At 67.7% G+C, this 26,074-nt stretch carries 18 protein-coding genes; 7 read left to right on the top strand and 11 right to left on the bottom strand.

Annotated features, from left to right (window positions below; all coding sequences use genetic code 11):
- Positions 1-133: 133 nt before the first annotated feature.
- The 7 genes from NZU74_06375 (at position 134) to NZU74_06345 (ending at position 10,300) form a co-directional block, all read left to right on the top strand.
- A complete protein-coding gene (locus NZU74_06375; GenBank protein MCS6880942.1) occupies positions 134-2,866 on the top strand; it encodes a beta-galactosidase in 2,733 nt (910 codons plus the stop codon).
- On the top strand, positions 2,863-3,807 hold the full coding sequence (locus tag NZU74_06370; protein MCS6880941.1) for a glycosyltransferase family 2 protein: 945 nt from the start codon (positions 2,863-2,865) through the stop codon (positions 3,805-3,807). The genes NZU74_06375 and NZU74_06370 overlap by 4 nt, the downstream gene beginning before the upstream one ends.
- A 111-nt stretch (positions 3,808-3,918) precedes the next feature.
- The gene (locus NZU74_06365; GenBank protein ID MCS6880940.1) at positions 3,919-6,102 is read left to right on the top strand and encodes a glycoside hydrolase; all 2,184 of its coding nucleotides are present in this window, start codon (positions 3,919-3,921) and stop codon (positions 6,100-6,102) included.
- A gap of 265 nt (positions 6,103-6,367) precedes the next feature.
- A complete protein-coding gene (locus NZU74_06360; GenBank protein ID MCS6880939.1) occupies positions 6,368-6,820 on the top strand; it encodes a hypothetical protein in 453 nt (150 codons plus the stop codon).
- A gap of 86 nt (positions 6,821-6,906) precedes the next feature.
- Positions 6,907-8,013: an alpha/beta fold hydrolase gene (locus NZU74_06355; protein ID MCS6880938.1), complete on the top strand. Its 1,107-nt coding sequence runs from the start codon at positions 6,907-6,909 to the stop codon at positions 8,011-8,013.
- 78 nt (positions 8,014-8,091) lie between these two features.
- Complete coding sequence (fabG, locus tag NZU74_06350) at positions 8,092-8,832, top strand: 3-oxoacyl-ACP reductase FabG (GenBank protein ID MCS6880937.1); 741 nt, start codon at positions 8,092-8,094, stop codon at positions 8,830-8,832.
- A 91-nt stretch (positions 8,833-8,923) separates the two neighbouring features.
- Positions 8,924-10,300: a murein biosynthesis integral membrane protein MurJ gene (locus NZU74_06345; GenBank protein MCS6880936.1), complete on the top strand. Its 1,377-nt coding sequence runs from the start codon at positions 8,924-8,926 to the stop codon at positions 10,298-10,300.
- Positions 10,301-10,361: 61 nt separating this feature from the next.
- Here NZU74_06345 and NZU74_06340 read toward each other — a convergent pair whose 3' ends face one another.
- The 11 genes from NZU74_06340 to NZU74_06290 all read right to left on the bottom strand — a co-directional run bounded on the left by NZU74_06340 (position 10,362) and on the right by NZU74_06290 (position 26,031).
- A complete protein-coding gene (locus NZU74_06340) occupies positions 10,362-11,546 on the bottom strand; it encodes a M20 family metallopeptidase (GenBank protein MCS6880935.1) in 1,185 nt (394 codons plus the stop codon).
- A gap of 198 nt (positions 11,547-11,744) precedes the next feature.
- Positions 11,745-14,621, bottom strand: a complete 2,877-nt coding sequence (locus NZU74_06335; protein MCS6880934.1) for a C1 family peptidase — start codon at positions 14,619-14,621, stop codon at positions 11,745-11,747.
- A gap of 123 nt (positions 14,622-14,744) precedes the next feature.
- The gene (locus tag NZU74_06330) at positions 14,745-15,572 is read right to left on the bottom strand and encodes a purine-nucleoside phosphorylase (protein ID MCS6880933.1); all 828 of its coding nucleotides are present in this window, start codon (positions 15,570-15,572) and stop codon (positions 14,745-14,747) included.
- Between the two features lie 214 nt (positions 15,573-15,786).
- Positions 15,787-16,479, bottom strand: a complete 693-nt coding sequence (locus tag NZU74_06325) for a PH domain-containing protein (protein MCS6880932.1) — start codon at positions 16,477-16,479, stop codon at positions 15,787-15,789.
- 10 nt (positions 16,480-16,489) lie between these two features.
- Complete coding sequence (recO, locus tag NZU74_06320; GenBank protein ID MCS6880931.1) at positions 16,490-17,245, bottom strand: DNA repair protein RecO; 756 nt, start codon at positions 17,243-17,245, stop codon at positions 16,490-16,492.
- Between the two features lie 544 nt (positions 17,246-17,789).
- On the bottom strand, positions 17,790-19,406 hold the full coding sequence (locus NZU74_06315) for an alpha/beta fold hydrolase (protein ID MCS6880930.1): 1,617 nt from the start codon (positions 19,404-19,406) through the stop codon (positions 17,790-17,792).
- Positions 19,403-20,266, bottom strand: a complete 864-nt coding sequence (gene larE / locus NZU74_06310; GenBank protein MCS6880929.1) for an ATP-dependent sacrificial sulfur transferase LarE — start codon at positions 20,264-20,266, stop codon at positions 19,403-19,405. Before larE ends, NZU74_06315 begins: the two co-directional genes overlap by 4 nt.
- A gap of 77 nt (positions 20,267-20,343) precedes the next feature.
- Positions 20,344-21,102 carry a nickel pincer cofactor biosynthesis protein LarB gene (gene larB, locus NZU74_06305; protein MCS6880928.1) on the bottom strand — a complete coding sequence of 253 codons (759 nt, stop codon included), beginning with the start codon at positions 21,100-21,102 and terminating at the stop codon, positions 20,344-20,346.
- 424 nt (positions 21,103-21,526) lie between these two features.
- Complete coding sequence (locus NZU74_06300) at positions 21,527-22,279, bottom strand: MBL fold metallo-hydrolase (GenBank protein MCS6880927.1); 753 nt, start codon at positions 22,277-22,279, stop codon at positions 21,527-21,529.
- Positions 22,280-22,562: 283 nt separating this feature from the next.
- Positions 22,563-24,329, bottom strand: a complete 1,767-nt coding sequence (locus NZU74_06295) for a hypothetical protein (GenBank protein ID MCS6880926.1) — start codon at positions 24,327-24,329, stop codon at positions 22,563-22,565.
- Positions 24,330-25,269: 940 nt separating this feature from the next.
- Entirely contained in the window at positions 25,270-26,031 is a 762-nt protein-coding gene (locus NZU74_06290) for a segregation/condensation protein A (GenBank protein MCS6880925.1), read from the bottom strand.
- Between the last annotated feature and the right edge of the window lie 43 nt (positions 26,032-26,074).

Genomic DNA, 26,074 nt, shown 5'->3' with positions numbered 1-26,074 from the left:
AAGGTGTGAGGCGCTGGCGAGGTAAGGATCGCTGATCAGGTGGAAAGACGCGTGTCACGAGGGTGGATGCGCATCTCCACACCTCCGCACCTCCACACCTCCACACCTCCACAGTTCAAACAAGGACCAACCCGTGACGCCCTCAGTCAAAGTTGACCGCGACGGTCTCCATCTCAATGGCGAGCCATTTTACCTGCTGGCCGGCTGCGTCCACTACTTCCGCTGGCCCCGCGCCGAGTGGCGGCCCCTGCTCGAACAGGCCCGCTGGGCCGGCCTCAACACCATTGATACGGTCATCCCCTGGAACCGCCACGAACCCCATCCCGGCGTGTTCGACTTCCACGCCGAGGCCGACCTGGGCGCCTTTCTCGACCTCTGCCACGACCTGGGCCTGAAGGCCATCGTGCGTCCTGGCCCCTACATCTGCGCCGAGTGGGAGAATGGCGGCATCCCCGCCTGGCTCAGCGCCGACCCCGCCATCCGCCTGCGCGTGGATAGCCCGGGCTACCTGGGCGCGGCGCTGCGCTGGTTCGACCGCCTGCTGCCGATCATCGCTCCGCGGCAGTTTACCCGCGGCGGCCCGGTGATCCTCTGCCAGATCGAGAACGAGCACTGGGCCTCCGGCGTCTACAGCCACGATGCCCACCAGCAAACCCTGGCCCGCGCCCTGGTGGAACGGGGCATCGAGGTCCCGCTGTACACCTGCATGGGCGCGATCCCCGATTGGCCCGAGTTCCGCAATGGCTGGAGCGGCATTGCCGAGAAGCTCGTCCAGACTCGCGCCGTCTGGCCCGATAATCCCCTGATCGTCAGCGAGTTGTGGAGCGGCTGGTTCGATGTCTGGGGCGCGAGCCGCCAGACGCGCAAGACGGCGGCGAAGCTCGATATGATCCTCCACCAGCTTGTCGCCGTGGGCTGCGCCGGCTTTTCCCACTGGATGTGGGCCGGAGGCACCAACTTCGGCTTCTGGGGCGGGCGCACCGTTGGCGGCGATCTGGTGCATATGACCACCAGCTACGACTATGACGCTCCGGTGAGCGAGTACGGCGAACTGCGCGCGAAGGCCCTGGTCGCCCGCCGCCACCATCTCTTCCTGGCCTGCTTTGGCGCTCGCCTTGCCCCCATTCTGGCCGATGCCGCGCCGGGGGGCCTGACCGTGCTCGTCCCTCCAGCCGTGCGCGGGCGCAGCGAAGGCGGCGCGGCCCCCTTCCGCACCGCGCGCGCCGGCCCCAACGCGCCCGAACCCTGGCGCCGCTTCCGGGCCACCTTCCTCCAGAACCCTGATCTGGAGGGCCGGACCTATCAGATTCTGCTTGACGACCCGCCGCGCCACCTGAGCGTGGAGGTGGAACCGGGCAGCATCCGGCCCATCTTCGCCCACCTGCCGCTGGCAAAGGGCATGACCCTCGTCTGCCATACCGGGCGCCTGCTGGGCTTCTGGAGCGACGACTCCCGCCACCTGCTGGTGGTCTACGGCCAGCCCGGCGAGCGGGGCGCACTGGAACTGGCCCTGCCCGGCCTTGGCGCGCCGCTGGAGGTGCTGCGCGCCGAGACTGGGATGCAGGCGCGCCTGGACGCTGCCACCCTGCGGCTGCACTACTGGATCGCTGGCGACCAGGCCACCCTTGACCTGCGCGGCGCTGCCGGGACGCTGCGGGTCATGGTCCTCAGCGCCGAGGCGGCGGCTCGCTGCGAGCCTGCGCCGGACGGCGAGCCGCGGATCGCTCCGCGACCCGCCCCGCCACGGCGGACGCGCCTGACACTCCCTGTCGAACGGCGACCGGTGGCCGATCTGACCACTGAGGAGGGCTGGCATCCTCTAGAAGCCCCCTGCCCTCTGGAACGGCTCGGCTGCGACCGTGGCTATGGCTGGTACCGCGCCATCCTCGAACTGGAGGCGCCCCTGGATACGACGCTGGTCGCTCCGTGGGTCAGCGACCGCCTGCGCGTGTTCGCCAACGGGATGGAACTCGGCGTCCTGGGAGTCGGCCCGGACGGGCCGCGCTATACCCTGCCGCTGCGCCTGCCTTGCGGGCGCCACGACCTGCGCCTGCTGGCCGATAATCTCGGGCGCTTCAACTACGGCCTGGGGTTGGGCGAGCGCAAAGGCTTGCTCGACACCCTCTACCTGGGCGGCGCGGAGGAAGACATTGCCAGCGGCTGGATCGCTCTGTGGCAGGAAGTGAGCTTCGTCGGAGAGGCCGTGGCGCGAACGCGCCCCGGCGCCGTGCGTCCCGATGCCGCCGGCGTCCACCTCGAACGCCTGCCCTTCACCGCGCCGGTTCTCTGGCTGCTGCGGGAAATCAACGTGCCCGGGGAATGCCGCGCCGTGGTGCATTTCAGCAGCGCCGACCGGGGCAGCGGGGCGCTCTTCGTCAACGGCCTGGCGATTGACCGCTTCAGCCGCCACCACAGCCACGGCTGGATCAAGCACGATATCACCCACCTGCTGCGGCCCGGAACCAACGTGCTGGCCCTGCTGCTGCAGGGCTACGCCGGCGACCCCTGGCGCGCGACGCTGATCACCTATGACCCCGCCCGGCCCCTGCCGGCGGCCTGGAGCTTTCGCCCTGGCGTAGAAGCCGGCACGGGCGATCCGCCCCTCACCGGCCCGGCGTGGTACCGCGCCTGCTTCGGGCGCAACGCTCTGTCGCACCTTCGCGCCCTGCGGCTCGAACCGGGCAGCCTGGAAAAGGGCCAGATCTGGTTAAACGGGCACAACATCGGGCGTTTCTGGCAGATCGGTCCTCAGGAGGCCTACAAGCTGCCCGTCTCCTGGCTCCACGAGCACAACGAACTGCTGATCTTCGCTGAAGCCGGCCATACCGACAGCGTGACCCTCGTCGCCGATGAGAGCCTGCCGTGACCGAGCTGGCGATTGTCATCGTCTCCTGGAACGTGCGCGACCTGCTCTGCCGCTGCCTGCGGGCGGTTGCAGCCTCGCTGGCGGGCAGCGGCATCGCGTATGAAATTATCGTCGTTGACAACCAGAGCGCCGACGGCACGCCGGAGGCCCTGCGCGCCGCCTTTCCCCAGGTGCGGCTGATCGAGGCCGGGGCCAACCTGGGCTTCGCCGCGGGCAACAATCTGGCCCTGCGCGAGCTGCTGGCCCGCGACGTGCCCTTCATACTGCTGCTCAACCCCGACACCGAGCCGGTCGGCGACGCCATCCCGCGGCTGGTGCGCTTTCTACAGCAGCATTCCGAGGCGGCGGCGGTCGGGCCGCAATTGCGCTACGCCGACGGCGGCGTGCAGTCCTCCCGGCGGCGCTTTCCCACCCGCATGACCTTCTTCTGGGAGAGCACCGCGCTCGATCGCCTGTGGCCGGCCAACCCCTGGGCGCGCCGCTATCGCTGCGCCGACACTCCGGACGACCAGGCTCAACCTGTAGACTGGCTGGTGGGCGCGGCCCTGCTCGTGCGCGCGGAAGCCATTCGCCTGGCCGGCCTGCTCGACGAACGCTTTTTTATGTACAGCGAAGAACTGGAGTGGCAACGGCGCCTGCAACACACCCGCGCTGCCGGAGCATCGGCGATCTGGTATCTTCCTGAGGCGACGGTTGTGCACCACGAAGGCAAAAGCAGCGACCAGGCCCCGGCGCGGCGGCACATCCACTTCAATCGCAGTAAAATACTCCTGGCGCGCATGTGGTACGGCTGGCGCTTCGCCGGGGCGCTGCGCGCCTTTCTCCGTCTTGGCTTCGCCTACGAACTGGCCGTAGAAACGCTCAAGGCCCGGCTGGGCCATCGGCCCGACCTGCGGCGGCAACGGATCGCAGTATACTGGCAGGTGCTGCGCGAATTATGAAAGCCGTTCTCGGGAGGGCTGCGCCCTCCCGGCCCTCCCGCGCGGTGGGCGCCAGGGAGGGCGACGCCCTCAAGAACCCTCCATGCGCCCACTCCTTCGACATAATGGGCTATGCTTCTTCACACCCTTACGGATCACTGGCAGATCCGCCCGCTGACGGCCTTTCGCAACGGGATCTATCCGCGCGGCGACGAAGGCTGGCTGCCGGCCCGCGTACCCGCCCACTGGCAAGAACTTCCCGGCCTCGAAGAACACGCCGGAAAAGTGGTCTACCGCTGCCAGTTCGCCTTTGACCCGCAGCGCGCGACCGAGGCCCTGTGGCCAGAGCGCGCCCCCGCGGATCGCCGCCAGAGCGTGCGCGTCTGGCTGCGCTGCAACGGCATCTTCTACTACTCCCAACCCTACTTGAATGGCGTGGACCTCGGCCTCCACGAGGGCTACTTCATACCCAAGGAGATCGAGGTAAGCGATGTCCTCCAGGCCGAAAACACGCTGCTGGTGGAAGTTGACTGTCCCAACGAGCGCAACAAGCTCAACAAGACCATGATCACCGGCGTGTTTTCCCACTGGGACTGCTTCGACCCCCGTGCCAACCCCGGCGGCATCTGGCTGCCGGTGGAACTGCATGCCAGCGGCCCGGTGCGGCTGTGTCACGCGCGCCTGCTCACCCTGGCCTGTGACGAGCGCGCGGCGCAACTGCGCTTTGACCTGGAAGTAGACGCCGCCTTCGAGGCGCAGGTGACCCTGCGCCTGCGCTTCGAGCCGCGCACCTTCAACGGCGAGCCGCAGATCATCGAGCAGCGCCGAATGCTGCGCCGCGGGCGCCAGGAACTCAGCGGGCTGCTGAAGCTGCGTGACCCGCGCCTCTGGTGGACGCACGACCTGGGCCGGCCCGACCTCTACGATGTCGCGATTGAACTCCTGCTTGACGAGCGGCTCAGCGACGCGCAGCGTCTCACCTTCGGCGTGCGCGCGTTTGAGTTGCGCAACTGGATCCCCCATCTCAACGGGGTGCGCTTCCTGGTCAAGGGCAACAACTACCCGCCCGGCGACATGCGCATCGCCACCATGACCCCCGAACGCTGCGCCCGGGATCTGGAACTGGCCCGCGCCTGCCACATGAACCTGCTGCGCGTCCATGCCCACGTTGACCATCCGGCGTTCTATGAGGCCGCAAATGTGGCCGGAGTGTTGCTCTGGCAGGACTTTCCGCTGCAATGGCTCTACGCGCGGCATATCCTGCCTGAGGCGCGGCGGCAGGCGCGGCTAATGGTGCGGCTGCTGGGAAGTCATCCCTGCATCGGCGTCTGGTGCATGCACAACGAACCGGTGGTCATCGAAGACACCGCCGACGAGTCGCTTCTCAGCCGGCTGCGGACGTACCGGACAGCCTTCGGGTTCAGTTGGAACCGCGACGTGCTGGATACGCAGCTCAAAGAGGTGGCCGAACAGGAGGATCCGACGCGCCCGGTCGTGCGCTCATCGGGGGAAATTGACATCCCCTATGTGCGCAAGGGCACCGATGCGCACGTCTACTTTGGCTGGTACCGCAACTACGGCACCCTCGACGACGCCGAGGTGATGCACAAGCGCTTCCCTGCCAACATGGCCTTCGTCACCGAGTTTGGCGCGCAGAGCTTCCCTAACCTGGAGAGCGCATTAAAGTTCATGCCGCCCTGTCTCAGTGAGGCGGACGTAGAGCGCCTGAAAGCGCGCCATAGCTTCCAGGCGGATATCATGTCCAACTGGATCGCCTGGCGCGAGGCCGAATCCCTGGCCGAGATGATTGACATGTCGCAGGACTACCAGATCTTCATCAATCGCTATTACATTGACCGGCTGCGCGCCCACAAATACCGCCCCACCGGCGGCATTGTGCCCTTTCTGTTTGTTGATCCGTATCCGGCCATTTTATGGAGCGTGGTTGATTACTGGCGCGTGCCCAAACGATCCTACTACGCCATGCAGGTGGCCTTCAGCCCGCAGTACGCCTTCTGTCTGTACCCGCCGCGAACCTACGCGATCGGCGAGGCGATTGACCTCCCGTTATACGTGGTCAACGACGCGCGCCGCTCCTTTCAGGATGCCGTACTCGAAGCGCGCCTGTGCGACCCCGCTGGCGAACCGCTCGCCGACGTGCGCCGCCGGGTCGAACTGGCGGCGGATTGTTTGCCAATCGAGGTTGACCGGCTGCGGCTCACCCCCGCTCGCGCCGGGCGCTACGCGCTGGAACTGGGTCTGAGCGGAGTCGAGCACCCCATGCGCCAGGTGTATGAGATTGCCGTGCGGAAGTGATGGCATATGCGGTCTACGGCTTAACGTAGCTCTGTGGAGGCGTGAAGGCGCAGAGGCGAGCGAACAGCTCCACCCCTCCGGACCGCTACATCTCTACAGACCGATTCTGGGAAGTAGAAAGGTGGCGGAGCGCCGTCAGGCAAAACCGCCCGACAGTGCGCCATGCGGCATGTAACCGCGCAGTAACTATCTAGAATACCCTAAAAGTAAATTGTCGAGCCCCGTATACGCCTGTGCTGCGTCATACCGTCAAAGGAGACCAGATATGAGCCAGAGCCCGAACGACGGGTTGAATCCGAATGATCCGATCGGCACCTGGCGCACGATTCGCGACGCTAATCTCGATGCGTGGGCCAAAGGAATGGCCGCGCTGGTCAACACGGAGGTTTTCGCCAACGCCATCGGTTTACAGCTTGACACGATTCTCGCAGCTTCCGCCCCGATTCGCCAGGCCGTCAACCAGTACATGGAGACTTATCTGGCGCAGATCAATATGCCTTCGCGCGCCGAGGTCATCAACCTCGCCTCACGCCTGACCAACATCGAGATGCGCCTGGACGACATGCAGGTTCAGCTTGACGAGGTGCTGGAAGCGGTGCGCGGCCTGGCACTGGTCGCTTCGGCTAATGGCGCCGTGGCCACGGAAGAGGCCGGCATGGGCGAAGCCGAAATCACCGCGAAGCCGCGCCGGACCCGCAAGCCTGCCGCCGAAAGCTAAGCGTCGTTACATGAGCCTGTGGCCCCCGGCACACGGGTCAGGCCGCCAGGGGTGACTCAGACCGACACGGAGAAAGGGAGCTGCCGATGACTACGCAAAGCCCCCCGGCCCTGGATGTTGAAGAGTTGACCAGGAACCTCTATGCCGAGATGGAGCGCCTTGGCAAGAGCACCGATACGCTGGCCAAGCTGGCCGCCAATCGTCTGCACGTGCAGATCGGGCTGACGCCCAAAGAAGTGGTCTGGACGCTCAATAAAATGAAGCTGTACCACTTCTATCCGCAGACGCCCCCTGAACAGCGGAAGCCGGTGCCGCTGTTGCTGGTCTTCGCCCTTATCAACCGGCCCGATATTTTCGATCTGCGCCCGGGCAATAGCTTCGTCGAGTACATGGTCCGCCAGGGCTACGAGGTCTACATGCTCGACTGGGGCCGGCCCGGTCCTGAGGATGCAGGGTATGACTTCGAGGACTTCTCGCTCAAATTCCTGCCGCGGGCGGTGCGCGCCATGCAGCGCCACAGCGGCAAGCGCGAGTTTAGCATGTGCGGCTGGTGCATCGGCGCTACCATCGCGGTGATCTATGCCGCCATGCGCCCCGATGATGGCCTGCGCAATCTGGTGCTGCTCACCGCGCCGCTCGACTTCTCAAATAAGGAGGCCGGCCCCTTTAACAAATGGCTCAATACGCCCTATTTCAACGTTGATGAACTGGTGCGCCAGTTTGGCAACGTGCCGGGCGAGATTATCGACTACGGCAACAAAATGCTTAAGCCGGTCGAGAACTGGGTGCTCAACTATCTGAAACTGTGGGACAACCTCGATAACCCGGCGGTGGTCGAGTCCTGGCTGGCGATGAACAACTGGGTCACCGATGGGGTAAACTTCCCCGGCGCAGCCTATCGGCAGTGGATCGTGGAGTTCTTCCGCGAAAACCGGCTGATGGAAGGAACGCTGCAAATGGAGGGCCGCACGGTTGATCTGCGCAACGTGAAGGCCAATCTGCTCAATGTCATCGCCGACCGCGATCATATCGTTCCCACCTGCCAGTCCGTTACGGCGATGGATAAGTTCGGTTCGCGCGATAAACTGTTGCTGGAGATGAAGGGCGGCCATATCGGTCTGATGGTCGGCAGCGGCGCGAGCAAGCGCACCTGGCCGCAGATCGAGGCGTGGCTTGCCAAGCGCAGCCAGTAACGTCTGCTTTGTACCTGTGGCGCGGCGGTGCGGCCGCGCCTTTGTTGCTCAGGGGCGTCCCTGGATTAAGGAGCTGGTATGCGACTGAAAGATAAGGTTGCCCTCATCACCGGTAGCGGCCAGGGTATCGGTAAAGTAACCGCGCTTACCTTCGCCCGCGAGGGAGCGCGGGTGGCGGTCGCCGACATCAATATGGCCAATGCCCAGGCTACCGCCGAGGAGATCATTCGCAACGACGGCCAGGCCAAGGCGATCTTCCTCGACGTGAGCCGCGCCGAGTCGGTTGAGATCGCGGTACGGACGACCGTCGAGGCGTTCGGGCGGATTGATATCCTCGTGAACAATGCCGGCATCACCCGTGACGCCCGGATGCAGAAGATGACCGAGGATCAGTTCGACGCGGTGATTAATGTCAACCTCAAGGGCGTCTGGCTCTGCGCCAAGGCCGTCGTACCGATTATGATCGCCAATGGCGGTGGCTCGATCATCAATGCCGCGTCAATCGTCGGCATCCATGGCAACTTCGGCCAGACGAACTATGTCGCGGCCAAGGCCGGCGTGATTGGCATGACCAAGACCTGGGCGCGTGAGCTTGGCCCCAGCCAGATCCGCGTTAATGCCGTCGCCCCTGGTTTTACTGCCACCGAGATGATTGCTACGGTGCCCGAAAAGGTGCTTGAGAGCGTGCGCGAACGCACCCCCCTGCGCCGCCTTGGCACCCCCCAGGATATCGCTAACGCCTACCTCTTCCTTGCCTCCGACGAGGCGAGCTTTATCACTGGCATCACGTTGTCCGTTGATGGCGGCTTGCTGTTCTAGGCGAAAACAGGCCATACCCGGAAGCATGCGGGAGGGCTTCGCCCTCCCCGGGGTTTTTTAAGACGCCCTGGCAGGGCCATCCGGTACGTCGTTGCGCCACGCTGCTCTGAACCTGCTTGCCCGCCTGCGGCGGACGCCGCTCCGCGACTGGCCCGCCCTGGAGGTCACGGTTGCCGAAGCGTCGGCTCTCTACATGGCCGGATTCCTGCTCTCGGCAGTCCTCGGCATCGTCCGCCAGATCCTGCTGAATGCCCGCTTCGGCCTCGGTGACGAGGCCGCGGCTTTTTATGCGGCCTTTCGCCTCCCCGAAACCATCAGTCTGTTGATCGCTGGCGGCGCGCTGACCAATGCCCTGGTTCCGGTGCTGGTGCGGGCCTTTGCTCACGGCGGTTCGCCCGCCGCTAACCGCCTGGTCAATCTGACGCTCACGGCGTTGCTGGCGGTGTTCGCCCCCCTGTGCCTTCTCGCCGTTCTCGCCGCGCCCCTGTTCGTGCGCACGATCCTGGCCCCCGGCTTTGATGCCCGCCTCCAGGCCCTCACTGTTACCCTGACGCGGATCTTGCTCCTCGAGGTGCTGCTGGTGATCAGTGAGGCCGCTCTGGTGGCCCTGCTGGTCAGCCGCAATCAGATCCTGCTCCCTGCTCTGGCCATCGCCCTGCGCAACCTGACGTTGATTGGCGGGACGGTCGCAGCGTTTGTGGTTCCACAGGTGGGCATCCTTGGCCCTACGATCGGCTCGCTCTTCGACGCGTTGCTCCAGATCGTGTTCCTCGTCCCCGCTCTGCGCAGCCACTGCTACCGGCCGCGCCTGCTATGGGCGCCGAGCGATCCTGATCTGCGCCTGACGTTGCGCCTGCTCTGGCCCAACGCCCTTTCGGGGCTAAGTAATTATGCCGGGAACATCGCCGATGTCGCCTTCGCCAGTCTCAGCGGCGTTACCGCCGCGGTGGGAGCGCTGGTCAATGCCCTGCTGCTCGTCGGGTTGCCGGTGCGCCTGCTTGGCTTTGCCGTCGGGCAGGCCGCCCTGCCTGCCCTCGCCGCCTTTGGCGTCGCCAACAACCTGGCGGCCTTCCGCTCCCTCCTGCGCCGCACGTTGCTCATCGCTGCCGGCGCCAGTCTCCTGGCCGCCATCGCGCTTGTCGTCCTCGGACGCCCCCTGATCGCCCTGCTCTTCGAACGCGGCGCGTTCGATGCGGCGGCTGGCGATCTCACCTACCGCCTGCTGGCGATCTATGCCGCTGGTTTGCCCACATATGTGGTCACTGAGATCGCCTCTCGCGGCCTGGTGGCGCGCTTTGATACGCGCACGCCTCTGGTGGCGAATGTGCTGCAACTCGCCACGCGCATCGCCCTCAATGCCGCCCTTGTTCCGCCCCTCGGCCCCGTTGCCCTGCCTGTTTCCTTCGTCCTCGCCGCTGCGCTCGAAACTGCGGTTGTGCTCATCGTGCTTTACTGGCGAGCCAGGTAGAATGCCATTTGGAGGGGGGGAGGCGGAGCTCGCGCATCCAAGATCCGTCGTCGGAACGACTTTAGTCGTTGCCTTTCAACTCATTCGACCCCCTGGCGCCCGCCCGGCTGACCAGCAGCGCCACCAGAGCGATGCGCGGCACGATGCTGGCTTCCTCGATGTATTCGTCGGGACTGTGGTAGTTGCCCCCGATGGGACCCAGGCCGTCCAGCACGGGCAGGCCCATGCCCGCGAGCAGGTTGGCGTAACTCGCCCCTCCGGTGGCCGTGTCGCCAAGCGTAAAGCCCAGTTCGCCCGCGCAGGCCCGCGCCAGGTCTACCAGACGGCTGATCGCCGGCGTCCGCGCCATGGGCGCGAAGGTCCACCCTCCGCTCACCTGGCTGGTAGCGCCCGGAACCGTCTCCCTGGCGGCGATGGCCTCCACCGCCGCAGTCACCGCTGCCATGTCTTCCGGCGCCGTCACCCGCACATCCACCTGCGCCTGTGCCCGCGCCGGCACCACGTTGGGCGCATCGCCCCCCTCGATCACGCCCACGTTCACCGTGACGCCGGGGCGCATCCCGTTGAGCCCTTGCAGGGCGATGATCTGATGGGCCAGCGCCAGGATTGCGTTGATCCCGCGCTCAGGCGCAGCGCCCGCGTGGGCGGCGCGCCCGGTTACCTCGAGCACGAATACGCCGGCGCCCTTGCGCGCGCTGACAATATTGCCATTCGGTCGGCCCGGCTCCATTACCAGGGTCAGATCATATCCAGGCGCCAGGGCTTCGAGCATGGCCTGCGAGACCCGATTGTCGCGCTCCTCGTCGCTGCCGCAGACGACGCTCAGCGTAGCGAAGCTCTGCGGCGCCAGGGCCGCCAGGGCCTCGACCGCGTAGAGCGCCGAGAGCAACCCGCCCTTGTTGTCGGCGCTCCCCGGTCCGACCAGCCGTTCGCCCGCGCGACGCAGTGGCCGCGCCGCCGCCGTGCCTACGGGGTATACCGTGTCGAGGTGCGCCGCCAGCATGACGCGGAGCTGGCCCGTGCCATGCGTGGTGAGCGCCAGCCCGTCACCAGCCTGCGCGTCGGGGAACCGGCGCACCTCCCAGCCCCGCGCCATTGCCCACCTCTCCGCCCACTGACCCATTGCCTCAATGCCGGGGCGATACCCGGTGGGGCTGTCAATCGCGCACACCTGCTCCAGCTCTGCGACATACGTTGGCAGACGCGGCCCTAACCAGTTCAATAGCGTTTCGGCGTCGAGTGTCATATGTGGTCTCCACAATGCCGGTTGAAAAACGATGCGCAACCCGGAGGGTTGCGGTAGGGAGAAAGCGGATTTCCGCATGCCTGCCGGGGTGTCAGGCGCTCCGGCAGCGGTTGGAGGGCGGGGAAACCGGGTTTCCCCGTGCCCCGGCCGCGCGGGTTAACGCAACCAGGTTTCCTCCATCCCTGCCGGATGCGCCGGTCACCATGGCAGGCGCGCTGCGGGGTCGCCCAGCAGGGCGTAGTTGCGCGCGTCGTTGCGAGCCACCCAGAGCTGGGCCAGTTCGAGGGGGTCCACAATCTTGCCGAACCTGATGTTCTCGAGTTCCTCGGTGAGGGCCATGGCTCGCGCTCCCTGCACGATGTTAAAGTCGTCGGTGGCGTTGCCCGCCGGCTCGCCCTGCAACAGGCGGGCGATCACATCCTCAAAGGCCTGCGTCTGCGAGCGGGCGCCATCGGTCCCGCTGAAGGAGTAGGTCCAGGCCCGTTCGACGTGGCCGATGACCGCCTGGACGCCGCTGAGCAGCAGGCGCTGCGGCAACTGGCCGATCAAGGGGAAGGGAGCCACCTGGGGGCGCGTCCGCGTCTCGTCGAAGATGAACTCGTCGCGGTCGGGGCACCCGGCGCCGTAACAGGCGAAGAGCAGCGCCATTGTGCCCTCCAGATGAGCCCGGGCGTCCAGATCCTCGCCGGCGAACCAGTGCTCGCGTTGCACATTGCCTGCGCCGTTCCAGTCCTGGGTCACCAGGGCGCCCTGGTGCAGCACGAGCCGCGCGTCGCTCAGCGGCAGGCCCAGGCCGTGGCAGGCGGCGAAGAGCAGCGCCGGGGCCCTGGCGTCGCCCTCGCCGCGCACGATGCGCTCGAGGGCAGCCCGGCCGGCTTCGCCGGCCACGAAGGGGCGCGCCACGAAGCCCTGCCTGTGGGGCACATTGGCGGGGTCCCCGCTCCAGCGGATCAGCGGGCGCGCCAGTTCCTCGGCGCTGCGCCGTGTGGCGACGTCCATGTCGTGCTGGGTGGCGTAGTAGATCACCTCCTTGCGCACCTGGCCGGCCCGGTCGGGCCGCTGCTCGAAGCCAGCCAGACGTTCGGCGTAGGCGGCATAGTCGGCCAGGCGATGGTCGCCGTCGGCCCCGGTGAAGCAGAGGCGCCCGACGGCCCAGAACAGGTCCAGTTCATACTGGAAGGTGAAGGGAATGAAGCGCGTATCGCCAGCGTGGAGCGGGCCGGGCAGACCGAGCAGCAGCAGGTAGTAGGGCACGCCGCGGCGCGGATCGACCGGCCCCTGGCTCACCCCGTGGCGGGCCAGCCAGCGCCCGGCGCGCTCGTTGGGACGGTAGGTCAGCACGGGCGGGATCTGGCCCCAGTGCTCGCGCAGGTTCTTGTTGCCATTGTCGGTGTGCCGGTTGACCCAGGCCCCGGCGCTCTCGCCCTCGACAAAGGTCACCGCTGGCGCGCCGAGGCCCATCTGAGCCATGCGGTGAGCGATCAGCGGCCAGATGGCTTTGATCAGCTCGGCGCTCTCGGTGGCGTTGATCACCACCGCCCAGCGGGCCTGAGCCAGATCGAGGGGGTCAATGTCGCGGGTCACGCCGAGGTGGGTCGTCTCCGCAACCTCTTTTTTCGCCCTGTAGACGCCGTGCAACTCGGGCGGTTCGGCGCCGAGGGCGCTGCGGGCCAGTTCGCTGGCCGCGGCAGCGTCGATGCGCAGCAATGGCGTCCCCTCAGGCGAGAGGCCATTGGGGTAGAGTTCGTCGCCCGCGCCGGGGCCTTCGCCGCGAATCAAGAGCAGCGGGCCGCCAGCGAGACGTCGCTCCTCCGCCGCGGGCGCTACAGGGGGAGCGGGCGCGGCCGTCGCCTCGGACGACGGCGCTCCGGGAGACGCGGCGCCGCCTGCCCCCGCCAGCGCGCCCAGGCGCGCCGCCAGGGCCTCGACGCGCGCCGTAAGCGCCTGGAGGTCGGCGCGCAACGCCAGCGCCTCGCGGTGCAACTCCTCCAGGCCGGCCCGGCCCATCGGCGCCGGCTCGCCGCTCGCCGGGCGCGATACGGGGCGCGGGCACTCCACTGCTTCAATGGCAATCGCCGCCAGACCGCTCTCGGCGACCAGGCGGTAGGGCACGTGAGCGTAGCCCGGCCCGTCGGGGTTCTCGGCGCCCCAGTCAGGGCCCCAGGAGTTGCGGGCGATAAAGTAGCCGCCGCCGGGCGCGTCCGCGTCGTCACGGTAGCCCAGCACGGCCACGGCGTGGCCGCCCCGCCGCGCCTCGCCGGGCAGCGGAAAGCGCACGCGCCCCAGGGCGCGCCCCTGCCACGAGCCGTTCCAGTGCTCCCAGATGTACAGGCCGAGCAGCACCGGGTGGCCCTGCGCCAGGGCCTCCTTGATCTGCAACACCCCCTTCGCCGGCAGTTTCCGAAATGCGGTCACGCGGCGCAATCGGGCCTCGTCGAAGGCCTGCGCGGGCGGGCGCTCGTGACCGGGGCGGATGGGGTCGCTGGGAGCGGGGCGGTAAGGCCAGGTGGTCTCGGTGCAGATGCCCAGATCCTGCAACACCCGCACACCCACGAGCGGATCGGTGCCCACGTCGCCGCGAATGCCGTCGCGCTCCTTACAGGCCCAGTAGAGGAACTGCTCGGAGAGATCGGTCGGATCGCCGCTGCGGGCCTGAAAGAGGGCGGCCAGGGTGAAGGCCACGCAGGAATTGCGCACCCCCTGATTGCCGGGCGGCGGCAGGTGCGCTGGCGGATCGACCCGTGCGGGCAACGTTGTGGGCGGGGCGAACGCCGCGACCTCCACGTCCTCGTAGGCGTCAATCACCAGACCCGCGCCGACCTCCAGTTCGACCGGCACGCTGAAGGAGACGCCCTCGGGCAGCAACGGCAGGGCCGCCTCGGCCAGCGCGCGCACCCGCTCTTCGGGAAGCTCCAGCGCCACCGCCAGGGCCTGCACTCCCGTGCCATACTGCTGGTTGCTCGAACGCACCGTGGCGTAGAACTCCTCAACGCTGGCGATCCAGTACGTCGCCAGCCGGTCGCGCACCGCCGCGTCCATTGCTTCAATGCGTTCCAGGGGGGTCAGAGGGCGCATAGGCTGTCTCCTTGCCTGGTAACTCTGTGGAGAGGTGTGGAGGTGTAGAGGTGTGGAGGTGTGGAGGTGTGGAGGTGTTGAGCTGTAGAGCTATGCTATGCACCTCCACATCTCCGCACCTCCTCAGGTCATCCTCGCCAGCACCCCCTGGATCAGCGCGGCGAAGCGGGGCCGCGCCTGCTCGCCAGCGGCGAGCACTTCCTCGTGATTGGCCGGCGGGCCATCAGGCAGGGCCAGATTGGTGATCAGCGAGAGGCCCAGGATGCGCATGCCGCCGTGGTGCGCCACCACCACCTCGGGAGCGGTGGACATTCCCACCGCGTCGGCGCCGAGGGCGCGCAGCAGGCGCAACTCGGCGGCGCTCTCGAAACTCGGCCCGGCTACCATACAGTATACCCCTTCGCGCAATGGCGTTCCCTGCTCCGCGGCGACGGCGCGGGCCAGCGCCGCTAACTCGTCGTCGAAGGCCCCGACCATTGCTGGGAAGCGCGGCCCGAGTCGGTCGTCGTTCGGGCCAATCAGGGGATGGTGGCCGGCCATACCCGGCAGAAAGATCTGGTCGCTGATGCGCATAATATCGCCGACCTGCCAGTCGGGACGCAGCCCGCCCGCGGCATTGGTGACAATGAGCGTGTCGCATCCCAGAGCGCGCAGCACGCGCACCGGGAAGGTCACCTCTTGCATTGTATAGCCTTCGTAGAAGTGGAAGCGCCCGCGGAGCGCCGCCACCGGCTGGCCGCTCAGCAAGCCCACCGCCAGCTCGCCGCGATGGCCCGCCACCTTCGGCTGGTGAAACCCGGGAATGTCCTGGTAGGGTATGACAACAGCCTGCTCCAGGGCATCAGCCAGCGCGCCCAGCCCCGAGCCGAGGATCAGGCCGACCCGCGGCGTGAGCGCCAGCCGCTCGGCGATCCTCGCCCGCGCCTGTTCGATGCGATCATAAACCTCCATACTGCCTCGCCGGGCAACAACCGGGCCTTCGCACTGCAACCCGGAGGATCGTGTCACTTCATCGGCAGGGGCGTGGGGAGACCTGGTTTCCCCATCCTCCTCCTCCACCTGCCGGTAGGGTATTGCTCCTCACCCTTCCCCGCCGCGCGCTGCGTGGCGCCCCCTCCCTCTTCACCTTTGGTGGAGAGGGAAGGGGCCGGGGGGAGGGTGAGGATCACCGCCGCCGGCTCAACAACTCGCGCTTGCGGGCCTCAAACTCGTCAATCGAGAGAATGCCGCGGTCACGTAGCGCGGCCAGTTCTTCCAGCGTGCGCTGCACCTCGGCCGGCGCGGAGGCGATGGGCGCCGGGGCAGCGCGATAGATGCGGTCGAAGAAACGGTAGTTCTGCTCCAACTGGCGCCTGGCTTCGAGCAGCGCCCGTTGGAAGGCCAGCGGCGACTCGATGCGATCAAGGACATTGACGCCCGGATCGCCTGAAGCCGTAAAGACCGTGACTGTGCCGAAGTTCAGCAGGCGCCCGGTGAAACTCTGGTGCAACGTGACCTCGTTGATCTTCTCCAGCGCCACGTCATTCACCCGTTTGCTCAGCACTCCCTGCACCTGGAGCAGGCGCCGGTCGGTCACGACGTGCTGTTCATTATTCCAGCGCAGAAAGTCGAGGAAACTGCTGAACAACACCGCCAGGCTGATGCCGACGCAGATCAGCAGGATCAGGTTGCTGGCGGTGATGCCGCCGAAGGTGAGCGTGCTAGTATCAAAGGCCATATGCGAGGCCATACCGGCGGCGACGAGCAAGGCGATCAGCGCCAGTTCGGTCACGATATTGGCGATCAGGACGAAGAGATGCTGGCGGGCGACGTAGAGTATCTGCTCCCCGCGACCGAGCAGATGTTCAAGGTAGGCCATGCGGTGCTCCTCATTCGATGCGCAGGATCTCATCCAGGAAAGCGACCGAGCGCAGATCGCGCTCCAGGAGACGGCGCAGATATGCCCGGAGGAGGCCCTCGGCCTCGCTCCGGACGGCTGGGGAGAGCCGGAGGCTCTCAACCACCGTAAGGGGCTGGCTTTGCAGGTAGCGTAACAGGCGGAAGGCCGCGCCGCTCATTGGCATTGCCGCCCGGTCGGCATCCTCGTGCTGCGGGCAGAGCACGCCGCCGAGGGTGGGGCTGAAGCGACCGGCGGCCTCTGTCAACACCTCCTGGCAGACAATGCAACGATGCAACTGTGGGCGATAACCGGTCAAATGCAGCAGGCGCAGTTCGTACCAGCGCAGCGCGAGGTCGGGGTTCGCGCTGCGATCCAGTGCGGCAAAGGTCTGCGCCAGCAAGGCGTACAGCTCGGGATGCTCGTCATTCTCCTCACAGAAGCGATCGTACAACTCGGCAGCATAATAGGCGCAACTCAACCGGGGCAACTCCGCCCGCAGGGTCCCGTGGCTGTCGCGGATGTCGCTCTGGGTGATAATGTCAAAGGTTCGTCCGATGGCGAGCAGCAACCCGACGCGGGTAAACAGTTCCAGGTGCCCCGCGAGCTTGCTGGTGGTCTTGCGAATGCCTTTCGCAAGCACCCGGCGCTTCCCGTCGGGCGTGGCGAGCAGCATTAGCCGGTCGGCCTCGCCAAAATCGCTCCGCCGCAGGATCAACGCTTCGGTTCGGTAGATGCGCTCGCCCATTGCCTGGTTTTCGTCGGGTGCTCCTGCGGCTGCGCCGCGCAGTGAGATTTTGGATTTTGGATTTTGGATTTTAGATTTTGGATTGGCGTCTATCTGGGATAGGATTCTCGGGAGGGGGCGGCCCTCACGACGCTCCCGCCAGCGGCGCTTACCTAGCGTAGCAAACAAGTATAACCGAAAATCGCGCCCGGCGCCTCGCCCGGAAGGGGTATGGGGTGCGACGAAACATTTTGCATGATCCCCAGCGCGCGAGGCGGACCAGGTTTCGGGAACGCGCGGTGTCCGTTCGCGGCGGACGCCGCCCCGCCCCCTCCCTGACCCTCCCCCGCCGGGGGAGGGAACCGCTCCTCCTCCCAGCGAGGGGAGGCCGGGAGGGGGGCGCCCTGCGGCGCGCAGCGCGGCGCCGCGGGGCGAACCGGCAACCAGCGCCGCGTGCGAACCGGCGGGACGCTTGCCGGGTTACGGGGCGCCGGGTGCCTGCACCCCGATCCTGCAGAACGTTTCGTCACACCCACGGGCATGCGAAACCCCCCTTTCCCTATCGTTACGTCAGCGGGAAGGTGGCCGCGACGATCCAGGCGAACAGGACCGCGTTCACCAGCGCGCCTACCACGATGGTTCGGGTTTGCCGGTGCACCAGACCGCTCAGGAGACCGTAGATCACGAAGTAGACGACGAAGAGCGGGGCGATCAGCACCAGGAAGAACAGTTCGCGCGGGTTGAGGACGATGGCCAGGATCAGGCCGCCAAAGAACGCGCCCTTCGTCAGCACATAGGCCCCGCGCGGCGCTCCCGCTCCGCGGGTCAACCGCTCGTCGGCCAGGAAGTAGGGCAGCATGGCCGCGAAGACCGCCAGGAAGACCGGCCAGCGCGGAGGCGGAGGGAAGTAGTTGAGCACGAACAGGTGGGTCGGCACGCCGAAGCTCAACAACACATAGCCAACCACCAGCAGGGCGGCGGCCACGGCCATGAGGAGGCCGCGCCGCCAGGCGGCCAGACCGCTCCACGCTGCGCGCCGGCCCCGGGTCAGCGCAGCCAACCCCGCGGCGGTGAGCAGCCCGTAGAGGCCGAAGAAGAGCGCCAGCGGCCCGCCGACGCGAATGGGCAGCAGATCGCCCGCAGGGATCAGGCGCAGCAGCAGGGGCGCGAGCAGCGCCGGGGCGAGCGCCGTCGCCCACCAGCCGCGCCGCGGGAAGGGCGCCGTCTGCCCGCCGAGGGGACCGATGGGCTGCAACAGGCGCACCAGAGGCCAGTAGAGCAGCACCGCGCCGATGTACACCAGCCCCAGGGCCGGCAGGCGGTTGTCGAGAACGCCCGCGCCGGGCGGCGGCATCGCCCTGAGCGGCATAGCCGCCTGGAACCAGCCCAGGGTTTCGGCCATGCTCACAGGGTGAAACAGGACCCCGATGTGCTCGGCGCCCGGTACGAAGACCACCCGCCGCCCTGTGCCCGCCGCTGGATCGCCATACGTCTCTCCGGGAACGCCCGCCGCCCCCGCCGCCTCGACGATCACCGCCTCCGCCAGGGGCTGCAGGCCGCCCTCCAGCGCGCCCGTGAGCACCAGCAGATTGGCCGGGCGCGTGGCCGTCGTTCCCTCGTAGACCAGCGAGACGGCGACCGTCGCGGCAATGTCGGGCTGCTCCATCGCGTAGCGCGCCACCGCTTCGCTACCCATGGAGTGGCCCACCAGCCCCACCCGTCCGTCGCCGCGCTCGCGGGCATAGGCCACCACTGCGTCAAGCGCCGTTCGCAACTGCCGGTAACGCCCTTCGCGGTCGGCCAGATCGCCCCGGAGGGGCGCGGTGTTCCGCCCATGGCCGGGAAAGTCGAAGGTAAGCGCCAGGTAGCCATTGCGCGCCAGCGTGAGCGCGAACGGCTCCATAATCTGCTGCGAGGCGGCGAAGCCGTGGGCGATCACGACCGCCGGGGCCGGTCCCGCGACCGCGGGCCGGTATACCGTCACCGGCGTCGCGCCCAGGGTGAGGCGCTCGATACCCGCCAGCGGCGCCCGCGAGGTGAACAGCAGCCAGAGACCTGCACTGATCGCTGCGAGGCCGGCCAGCCCTGCCAGAGTTCGCGCCAGGCGCGCCGGCCACCGGCCAAGGGCCGGCGCCGCCACCTGCTTCGCGGCAGCCAGCCGCCGGTCCCGCGGCGCGCTCATGGCCGGCCTCGCTGCGCCGGTTCGAGCGCGACGGTCAGATCCAGACCCTCGTTCAGGCTGCCCCGCCGGTAACCGGCGAGGTCCAGCGTCACATGGCGGAAGCCGGCCGCCGCGCGGATACGCTCGACCACCTCGACCGCGCGTTCTACCAGCCGCGGCATATCCGCCGCTTCGACTTCGATCCGCGCCAGGTCGCCATGGTGCCGCACCCGGTACTGCCGCAGGCCCAGTTCGCGCAGCACCTCCTCCGCCGCCTCCACCTGCGCCAGCTTTGCGGGGGTGATCGGCGTGCCGTAGGGAAAGCGCGAGCCGAGACAGGCGAAGGCCGGCTTGTCCCACACCGGCAGGCCATGCCAGCGCGCCAGAGCGCGGATGTCGGCCTTGGTCAGGCCGGCCTCCTTCAGCGGCGCGCGCACGCCGTGCTCCAGCGCCGCCTGCGCCCCTGGACGGTGGTCGCCCAGATCGTCGAGGTTATCGCCATAGAGCACCCAGGGCAGATTGTACTCATCGGCCAGGGCGCGCAGCCGGGTGAACAGCTCGCGCTTGCAAAAGTAGCAGCGATTGGCTGGGTTGGCTGCGTAGCGCGGGTCGGCGACCTCATCGGTCGTGATGACCAGATGGCGCACGCCGATCAGACGCGCCAGTTCCTCCGCCTCCCGCAACTCGCGGCGCGGCAACGACGGCGAATCAGCGGTGACGGCCAGGGCGCGGTCCCCCAGGGCGGCGTGCGTCGCATGGACCAGCAGCGTGCTATCCACGCCGCCCGACATGGCAATCACCGCGCCGTCCAGGCCCCGCAGGATCGCCCGCAGGCGCGCCGCTTTATCGGCCAGTTCGGGAGGCAAAGGTTCGAGGTTCATTCGCTTGTGACTCCCGGCGAGAACTACGGCAGGGAGGGTTTCAAGGAGGGCTGGCCCTCCCCGGGACAATCTTCTTGTCACCCCCCGGCGGCCAGCGTGTTGATCATACTCGCAGCGTACCCCGCGCCGAAGCCGTTGTCAATGTTTACCACCGTTACGCCCGGAGCGCAACTGTTGAGCATCGCCAGCAGGGCGGCCAGGCCCCCGAAGCTGGCGCCATAGCCCACGCTGGTCGGCACGGCGATGAGCGGCCGCCGGACCAGGCCGCCGACCACGCTGGGCAGGGCGCCCTCCATTCCTGCGACAACCACCAGCACCGACGCGCGCTGCACCTGTTCCAGGTGGGCCAGCAGCCGGTGCAGCCCGGCCACGCCTACGTCTGCCAGCCGCTCGACGTGGTTGCCCATCACTTCGGCGGTCAGCGCCGCCTCTTCGGCGACAGGCAGATCGGCGGTGCCGGCGCAGATCACCAGCACCACGCCGGGGCGCTTTGGGAGCGGCTGGCGCTCGATGATCACCATGCGCGCCACGTCGCTGTAGCGCGCCGCAGGGACGGCGGCGCGCACCTGCGCGTATACCTCGAAGGAGGCCCGCGTTCCCAGCACCGGCCCCGGCCCCTCGGCCAGCCGCGCGATGATCGCGGCGGCCTGCTCGGGGCGCTTGCCCTCGCAGTACACCACCTCCGGAAAGCCGGCGCGCAGGGCGCGGTGGGTGTCGAGGCGGGCGAAGCCCAGATCCTCGAAGGGCAACCGGCGCAACGCCGCCATGGCCTCCTCGACCCCCGTCTCGCCCCGTTGCACCCGTTCCAGCAATGCGCGCAGTGTTCGCTCGTCCATGGTTCCGCGGGCCTACCCCTTCCTATGGAACCCCTGGCGGGGCTTAAGCGCACTCTCCTCCCAAACCCTGCGCAGGTGCAGGGTTTTTGAGGGAGAAGAGGTTTTCCACATCTGAATGCGCTAATGCCCCACCCTCCCTCTCCGCCGCAGGTGGAGAGGGGGATGCCGGCGGCTTGCTACCCCGCCTCCCGTGCGCGGGAGAGAGGGAATTGGGCTTTCTGACGACCCAAAACCCTCCCCTGCCGGGAAGGGCGCCTGGCGCCTCCCCCCGTTGGGGGGAGGCGGGGAGGGGGGCGGGCTGCGCTCAGGGCGACGCGTGCGCCGCCTGCCGGGCGAGCGACCGGCCGCGCGCCCCTGCCGGTCAAGAAGGCCGGGGGCGGAACCTTTCCGCCATTCGTGAGGCCGGAGGGGGGCCGTGTTCGCCTCAAATCTCAACTGTCTGCCCATCGCGCCCAATGTCGGCGCGGCCGGTGAAGCCCCCGTTCGCCACCGCGGCCAGGGCGTCGGCCTCGGGCATCGTCCAGCGGGGGCTGTAGTGCACCAGAACGAGATGCGCCACGCCCGCCGCCGCCGCCAGCGCCCCCGCCTGCCGCGGCGTCGTATGCCCGGCGGAAGGCTCGGCGGTCGTGGCCTCGTGGATGAGCGCCGTGGCCCTCCGGGCCAGCTCCTGCACCGCGGCGCACGGCTCGGTGTCAGCCGAGTAGACCAGGGCGCGCCCGCTCGCCGGGGCCTCGAAGCGCAACGCCAGACCGGGGCGGCTATGGGTGGTCGGCGCAGTGCGCACCTGCCACCCTTCCGCCAGGGGCAGAATGTCGCCGGGCTGGAGCGGGCGCCAGTCCGGTGGCACGTGGTACTCGACCTGCATCGCCTCCAGGGTATGTTCGAGCACCTGCAACACCGGGGCCAGCCCGTAGATCGGCAGCGGCGCCTCGCGCCCGCCCAGGCGCATGCTGAAGATCAGCCCTGGCAGGCCGTTGATGTGATCGCAGTGGCTGTGGGTAATGATGACGCCGCTCAGCGCCTGCGGATCGATCCCGGCGCGCAGGAGCCGCTGGTAGGTGTCGCCGCCCGCGTCAATCAGCAGCGGGCCGCCCGGCCCGTCCCAGACCATATGCGTATGTCCCCGATCCGCGTCGGGGAGACCGGTCCCCGTCCCCAGCAGGATCATGCGTGGCATCGTCCGCTCCGAGTCTTGCAGTCGCGCATCTCCACGCATATCATAGCACGCCCGCGCGCGCGGCGCGGGAGGCGTAAGCTCCGCCTCTCGCAGCGGGGCCACGCATTTCCTGCATGTTGCAGCGGGTTGTCGGGGTGGCCTCTGGCGGGTCTCCGCCGCTCCTTCCTGCCGGTTACGATGGTCGAGAAGGCCGGGTTCTGAACGGTTACGCTACTCGGGTCCGGGAGAGGCGCGCTCTCCCGGACCCGCCAGTGCCACTTCTCCCTGGCCGCCGCGGGCCGCGCTAGTTCCGCACGAGCAGCGGCAGGTAGACGCGGGTGTCGCTGATCGTCAGCGTGCCCGGCACATAGGTAATGTTATAGTTTGGGCTGGATAAACCGCTCGGAACGATCGGGTAGGTGCCCATAGGGCTGCTCTCGGTCGCCGTAGTTGTGAATCGCAGTTCACCCTGCAACACGCCAGGCCCTTCATCATTGACGAAACCAATGTAGCTGGCCGTGAAGGGCGGGTTGGGCCTGCCGAAGGGTCTGGAGACATCATTGGCCCTGATCGTGAGCGGGGCGGGAGTCACACTCAGCGTGCCCGGCTCGAAGGTCAGCGTGTAGCGTTCAGCGCCGTACTCCGAGAGGGCCAGCGTGCCCTGGTTGATGGGATAGGCGCCCACCGGGCTGGTGGCCGTAGCCGGTGTCGCCGGGCTACCGGTCAACACCTGCGCGAGCGTGTCGTTGCCCTGGAGATTTGCGGTGTAGGTCAGACTCGGATTCGCCGCGCCGTAGGTCCGGCTGCGGTTGTCGGCGACGACCCGCAGTGGCGCGCGGTTCACCGTGATGGTTCTGTCCACGCTGACGGGCGCGAAATTAGTTGTGTCATTGGGAGTGAACGTCACCCGCAGGTTGCGCGTGCCGGCCGGCAGCACCGTTCCCGCTGGCGGATCGTAGGTGAAGACGCCGGGAACGGTCTGGCCGTTGAAGCTGGCCGTGGCGTTCAATTGGGCGGAGCTAAGCGGCGTGCCATAGGTGATCGGCGCGGGGTCGGGCCAGGCGATCTCCGGCAGGTCGCGCTCGGTGACGGTCAGCGTGCCATCAACAAAGGTGATGGCATAGTTGTTGCTCGTCAGGCCGCCGGGGGTGATGGGATACGTGCCCGCCGGGCTGGCGGTCGTTGCGGGGGTCGAGAAGCTCAACGTGCCATTCAGATCAGCCGGGCCGTCGCCATTGACAAAGCCCTCATAGCGGGCAGTGAAGGTCGGGTTGGGCGCGCCGACCCGCCGGGTGGCATCGTTGGCGGTGACGGTCAGCGGGGCGCGGGTCACGGTCAGCGTGCCGGGCTCGAAGTTCAAGGTGTAACGCGCGGCGCCATAGTTCGTCAGTCCCAGGGTGCCCTGGATGATCTGGTACGTGCCCGCCGGGCTGGCGCTGGTGGCCGTGGTGGCCAGCGCGCCGGCGAATACCTGCTGCACCGTGTCGCCGTTACGCAGCCCGGTCACGTTGAACGTGAAGGTTGGATTGGGTGCGCCATAGCGCCGGGTGGCGTTGTTAGCGGTGACCGTCAGCGGGGCGCGCTGTACGCGGATGCGGTAGCCCCGCGCGGCGACCGTTCCCGATCCCGGCGGCTCATTGGCATTGCCCGTCACCCCGATGGCGAACGTAATGCCGTTGGGATCATCGGTTGCCGGCTCGGTTACCGTCCCACCCGGAGGAGTGGCGATCCGCGCCTGGGTTTGACTGTCCTGAATGATCTGAATGCCATTGGGCAGCCGGGTTCCCAGCGGAGGGTTGTACCCCGAAGGCGGCGGATTAACAATGAAAAACTGGGTCCCCGCATTCGTGCCGGTGGCCACCAGGCGGACGGGACCGCCGGAAGGAGGGTAGGGATAGCCGTAGATGGCATTCGGGAGGTCTGAACCGCCCGGCGGCGTATCGGGGTCAACATAGGCCACGGCGTACACTGCCGAGGTGGCGGTCAGGGCCACCAGGGCGATCAGCAGGGCCGCTAGAGCGCCGCGGATGGGGGCCTTGCGGTACCAGGGGGTGGGGGTGGATGGGCGCATGCTCTGCTCCTTGTCTCAACGACGATGAACACAACGGTCTCCGCTGCCCGCCGGAGACGACATCCTTGGGTACTACGTGGTAGCGCAGCCTGGTCATACGTTTACCCGGTACGGTAGTACGGGCGTATGAGAAACCTGTGACCCCCTCCCCGCGCGCGGAATGAAAAGCCTGTCACCTCGTGGCGCGCCCGAATTGCGGCGGCGCCGCGGCGACGGAAAGCCGCCGGCCAGCGTCTGCCGGCCAGCGGCCGGCGGCTACGGGCCCTTTTCACATCGGCCAGCGCGCCTGCGGCGGGCGGAACGGCAGCGGCGAGAAGACGCAGACCCCGCGCCCCGTCACGCCGTCGATCGCCGCCTGAGCGTGAACTGCCAGGCGACACGCGGATGAAATGTTGCTCACGCGGGTTTTAGAGCACTGACCGGAATGCTTGATCCACTGAGGACACCGAGCGGTGTGGCTCGCTGCGCTCGCGCCACCATCGTTGCAGGTCAATCCTTTCGAGAAACGCTACAGAGGTTTCCCTGAGAGGGGCGGGCCGTGAAGTGGTGGGACGACAGTGGCGGTCTGTGAAGCGCGTTCGCTTGCATTTTCGCCCCCCTCCCAGCCTCCCCCCGTTGGGGGGAGGCGCCGGACTCCCTCCCCCGGCGGGAGAGGGTTGGGGAGCTCTCAGGTGCAGGGTTTTTCGAGCGAGAAGGGGTATTCGGCATTCCAATGCGCTTCCGATCCTCACCCCCACGCCCCCCTCTCCACCTACGGCGGAGAGGGGGGAGTTGGGCGTCCCGATGCCCCGGATGGCGAATGTGACGCGAGGATGGGCCGGAAAACCCTGCACCTGAGTAAGGGTTGGGGAGGGGGCGAGGGGTTAGCGAAAGACTTTGTTTACAGACTACTAATGCAGCTCCCAGATGATCAGAGCGCACCGCCCGGCGGCTGGATCGCTCACAGCTCATCGTCCTCGAATGTGGCCTCGGCGGGGGTCGGCGCGGCCTCACCGCGACCGATGCTGATGATCCCGAAGAGGTCGCGCTGTTCCACGACGATCACGCGCCGTTTGAGCAGTTCGAGCACCGCCCAGAAGGTGACAATCACCTCCTCCCGGCGCGCGTCCGGGGCCAGCAGGTCGTCGAAGCTAAACCAGGGGGCCCGCTCCAGGCGGCGCAGAATATCGGCGACCACCTGGGCGACGGTCAGCCGCGGGCCGAGGGCGATGACCTCGGCTTCCTCCAGCGGCAGGGCCAGTTGCAGGCGGCGCTGCAGCGCGGCGACCAGTTCGGCCACCGTATGGCGCACGGGCGGCGGGGTGAGATCCAGCTCCGGCGGAACGGGTGTGAGGCGCAGGAAGGTGCGCCGCTCCTCCTCGTACCAGGCGCGCAGCAGGGCGGCGGCCTGTTTGTAGCGCCGGTACTCGCGCAGTTGCCGCGCCAGGTCCTCGGCGTCGGCGTCCCGGAACGGCGCGGCTCGCTCCGCAACGGCAGGGCGGGGCAGCAGCGCCCGCGATTTGATCAGCAGCAGACGGGCCGCCAGGCTCACAAACTCGGCCAGCGCGCCGGGGTCCGGCGCCTCCATTGCCCGCACGTGGGCCAGGTACTGGTCGGCCACCTGCGCCAGCGAGATGGAGGTGATGTCAAGCTCCGCCCGCTCGATCAGGCGCAGCAGCAGGTCGAGGGGGCCGTTGAAGCCTGGCAGGGTTATTGTGTACATTTCCTCACCCTCCCCCTGGCCCCCTCCGGGGTTGGGGCGCCGC

The sequence above is a fragment of the Chloroflexaceae bacterium genome (assembly GCA_025057155.1).
Lineage (GTDB): Bacteria > Chloroflexota > Chloroflexia > Chloroflexales > Chloroflexaceae > JACAEO01.
The sequence above is the reverse complement of the archived record's forward strand: the minus strand, read 5'-3'. Positions and strand labels throughout refer to the sequence as shown.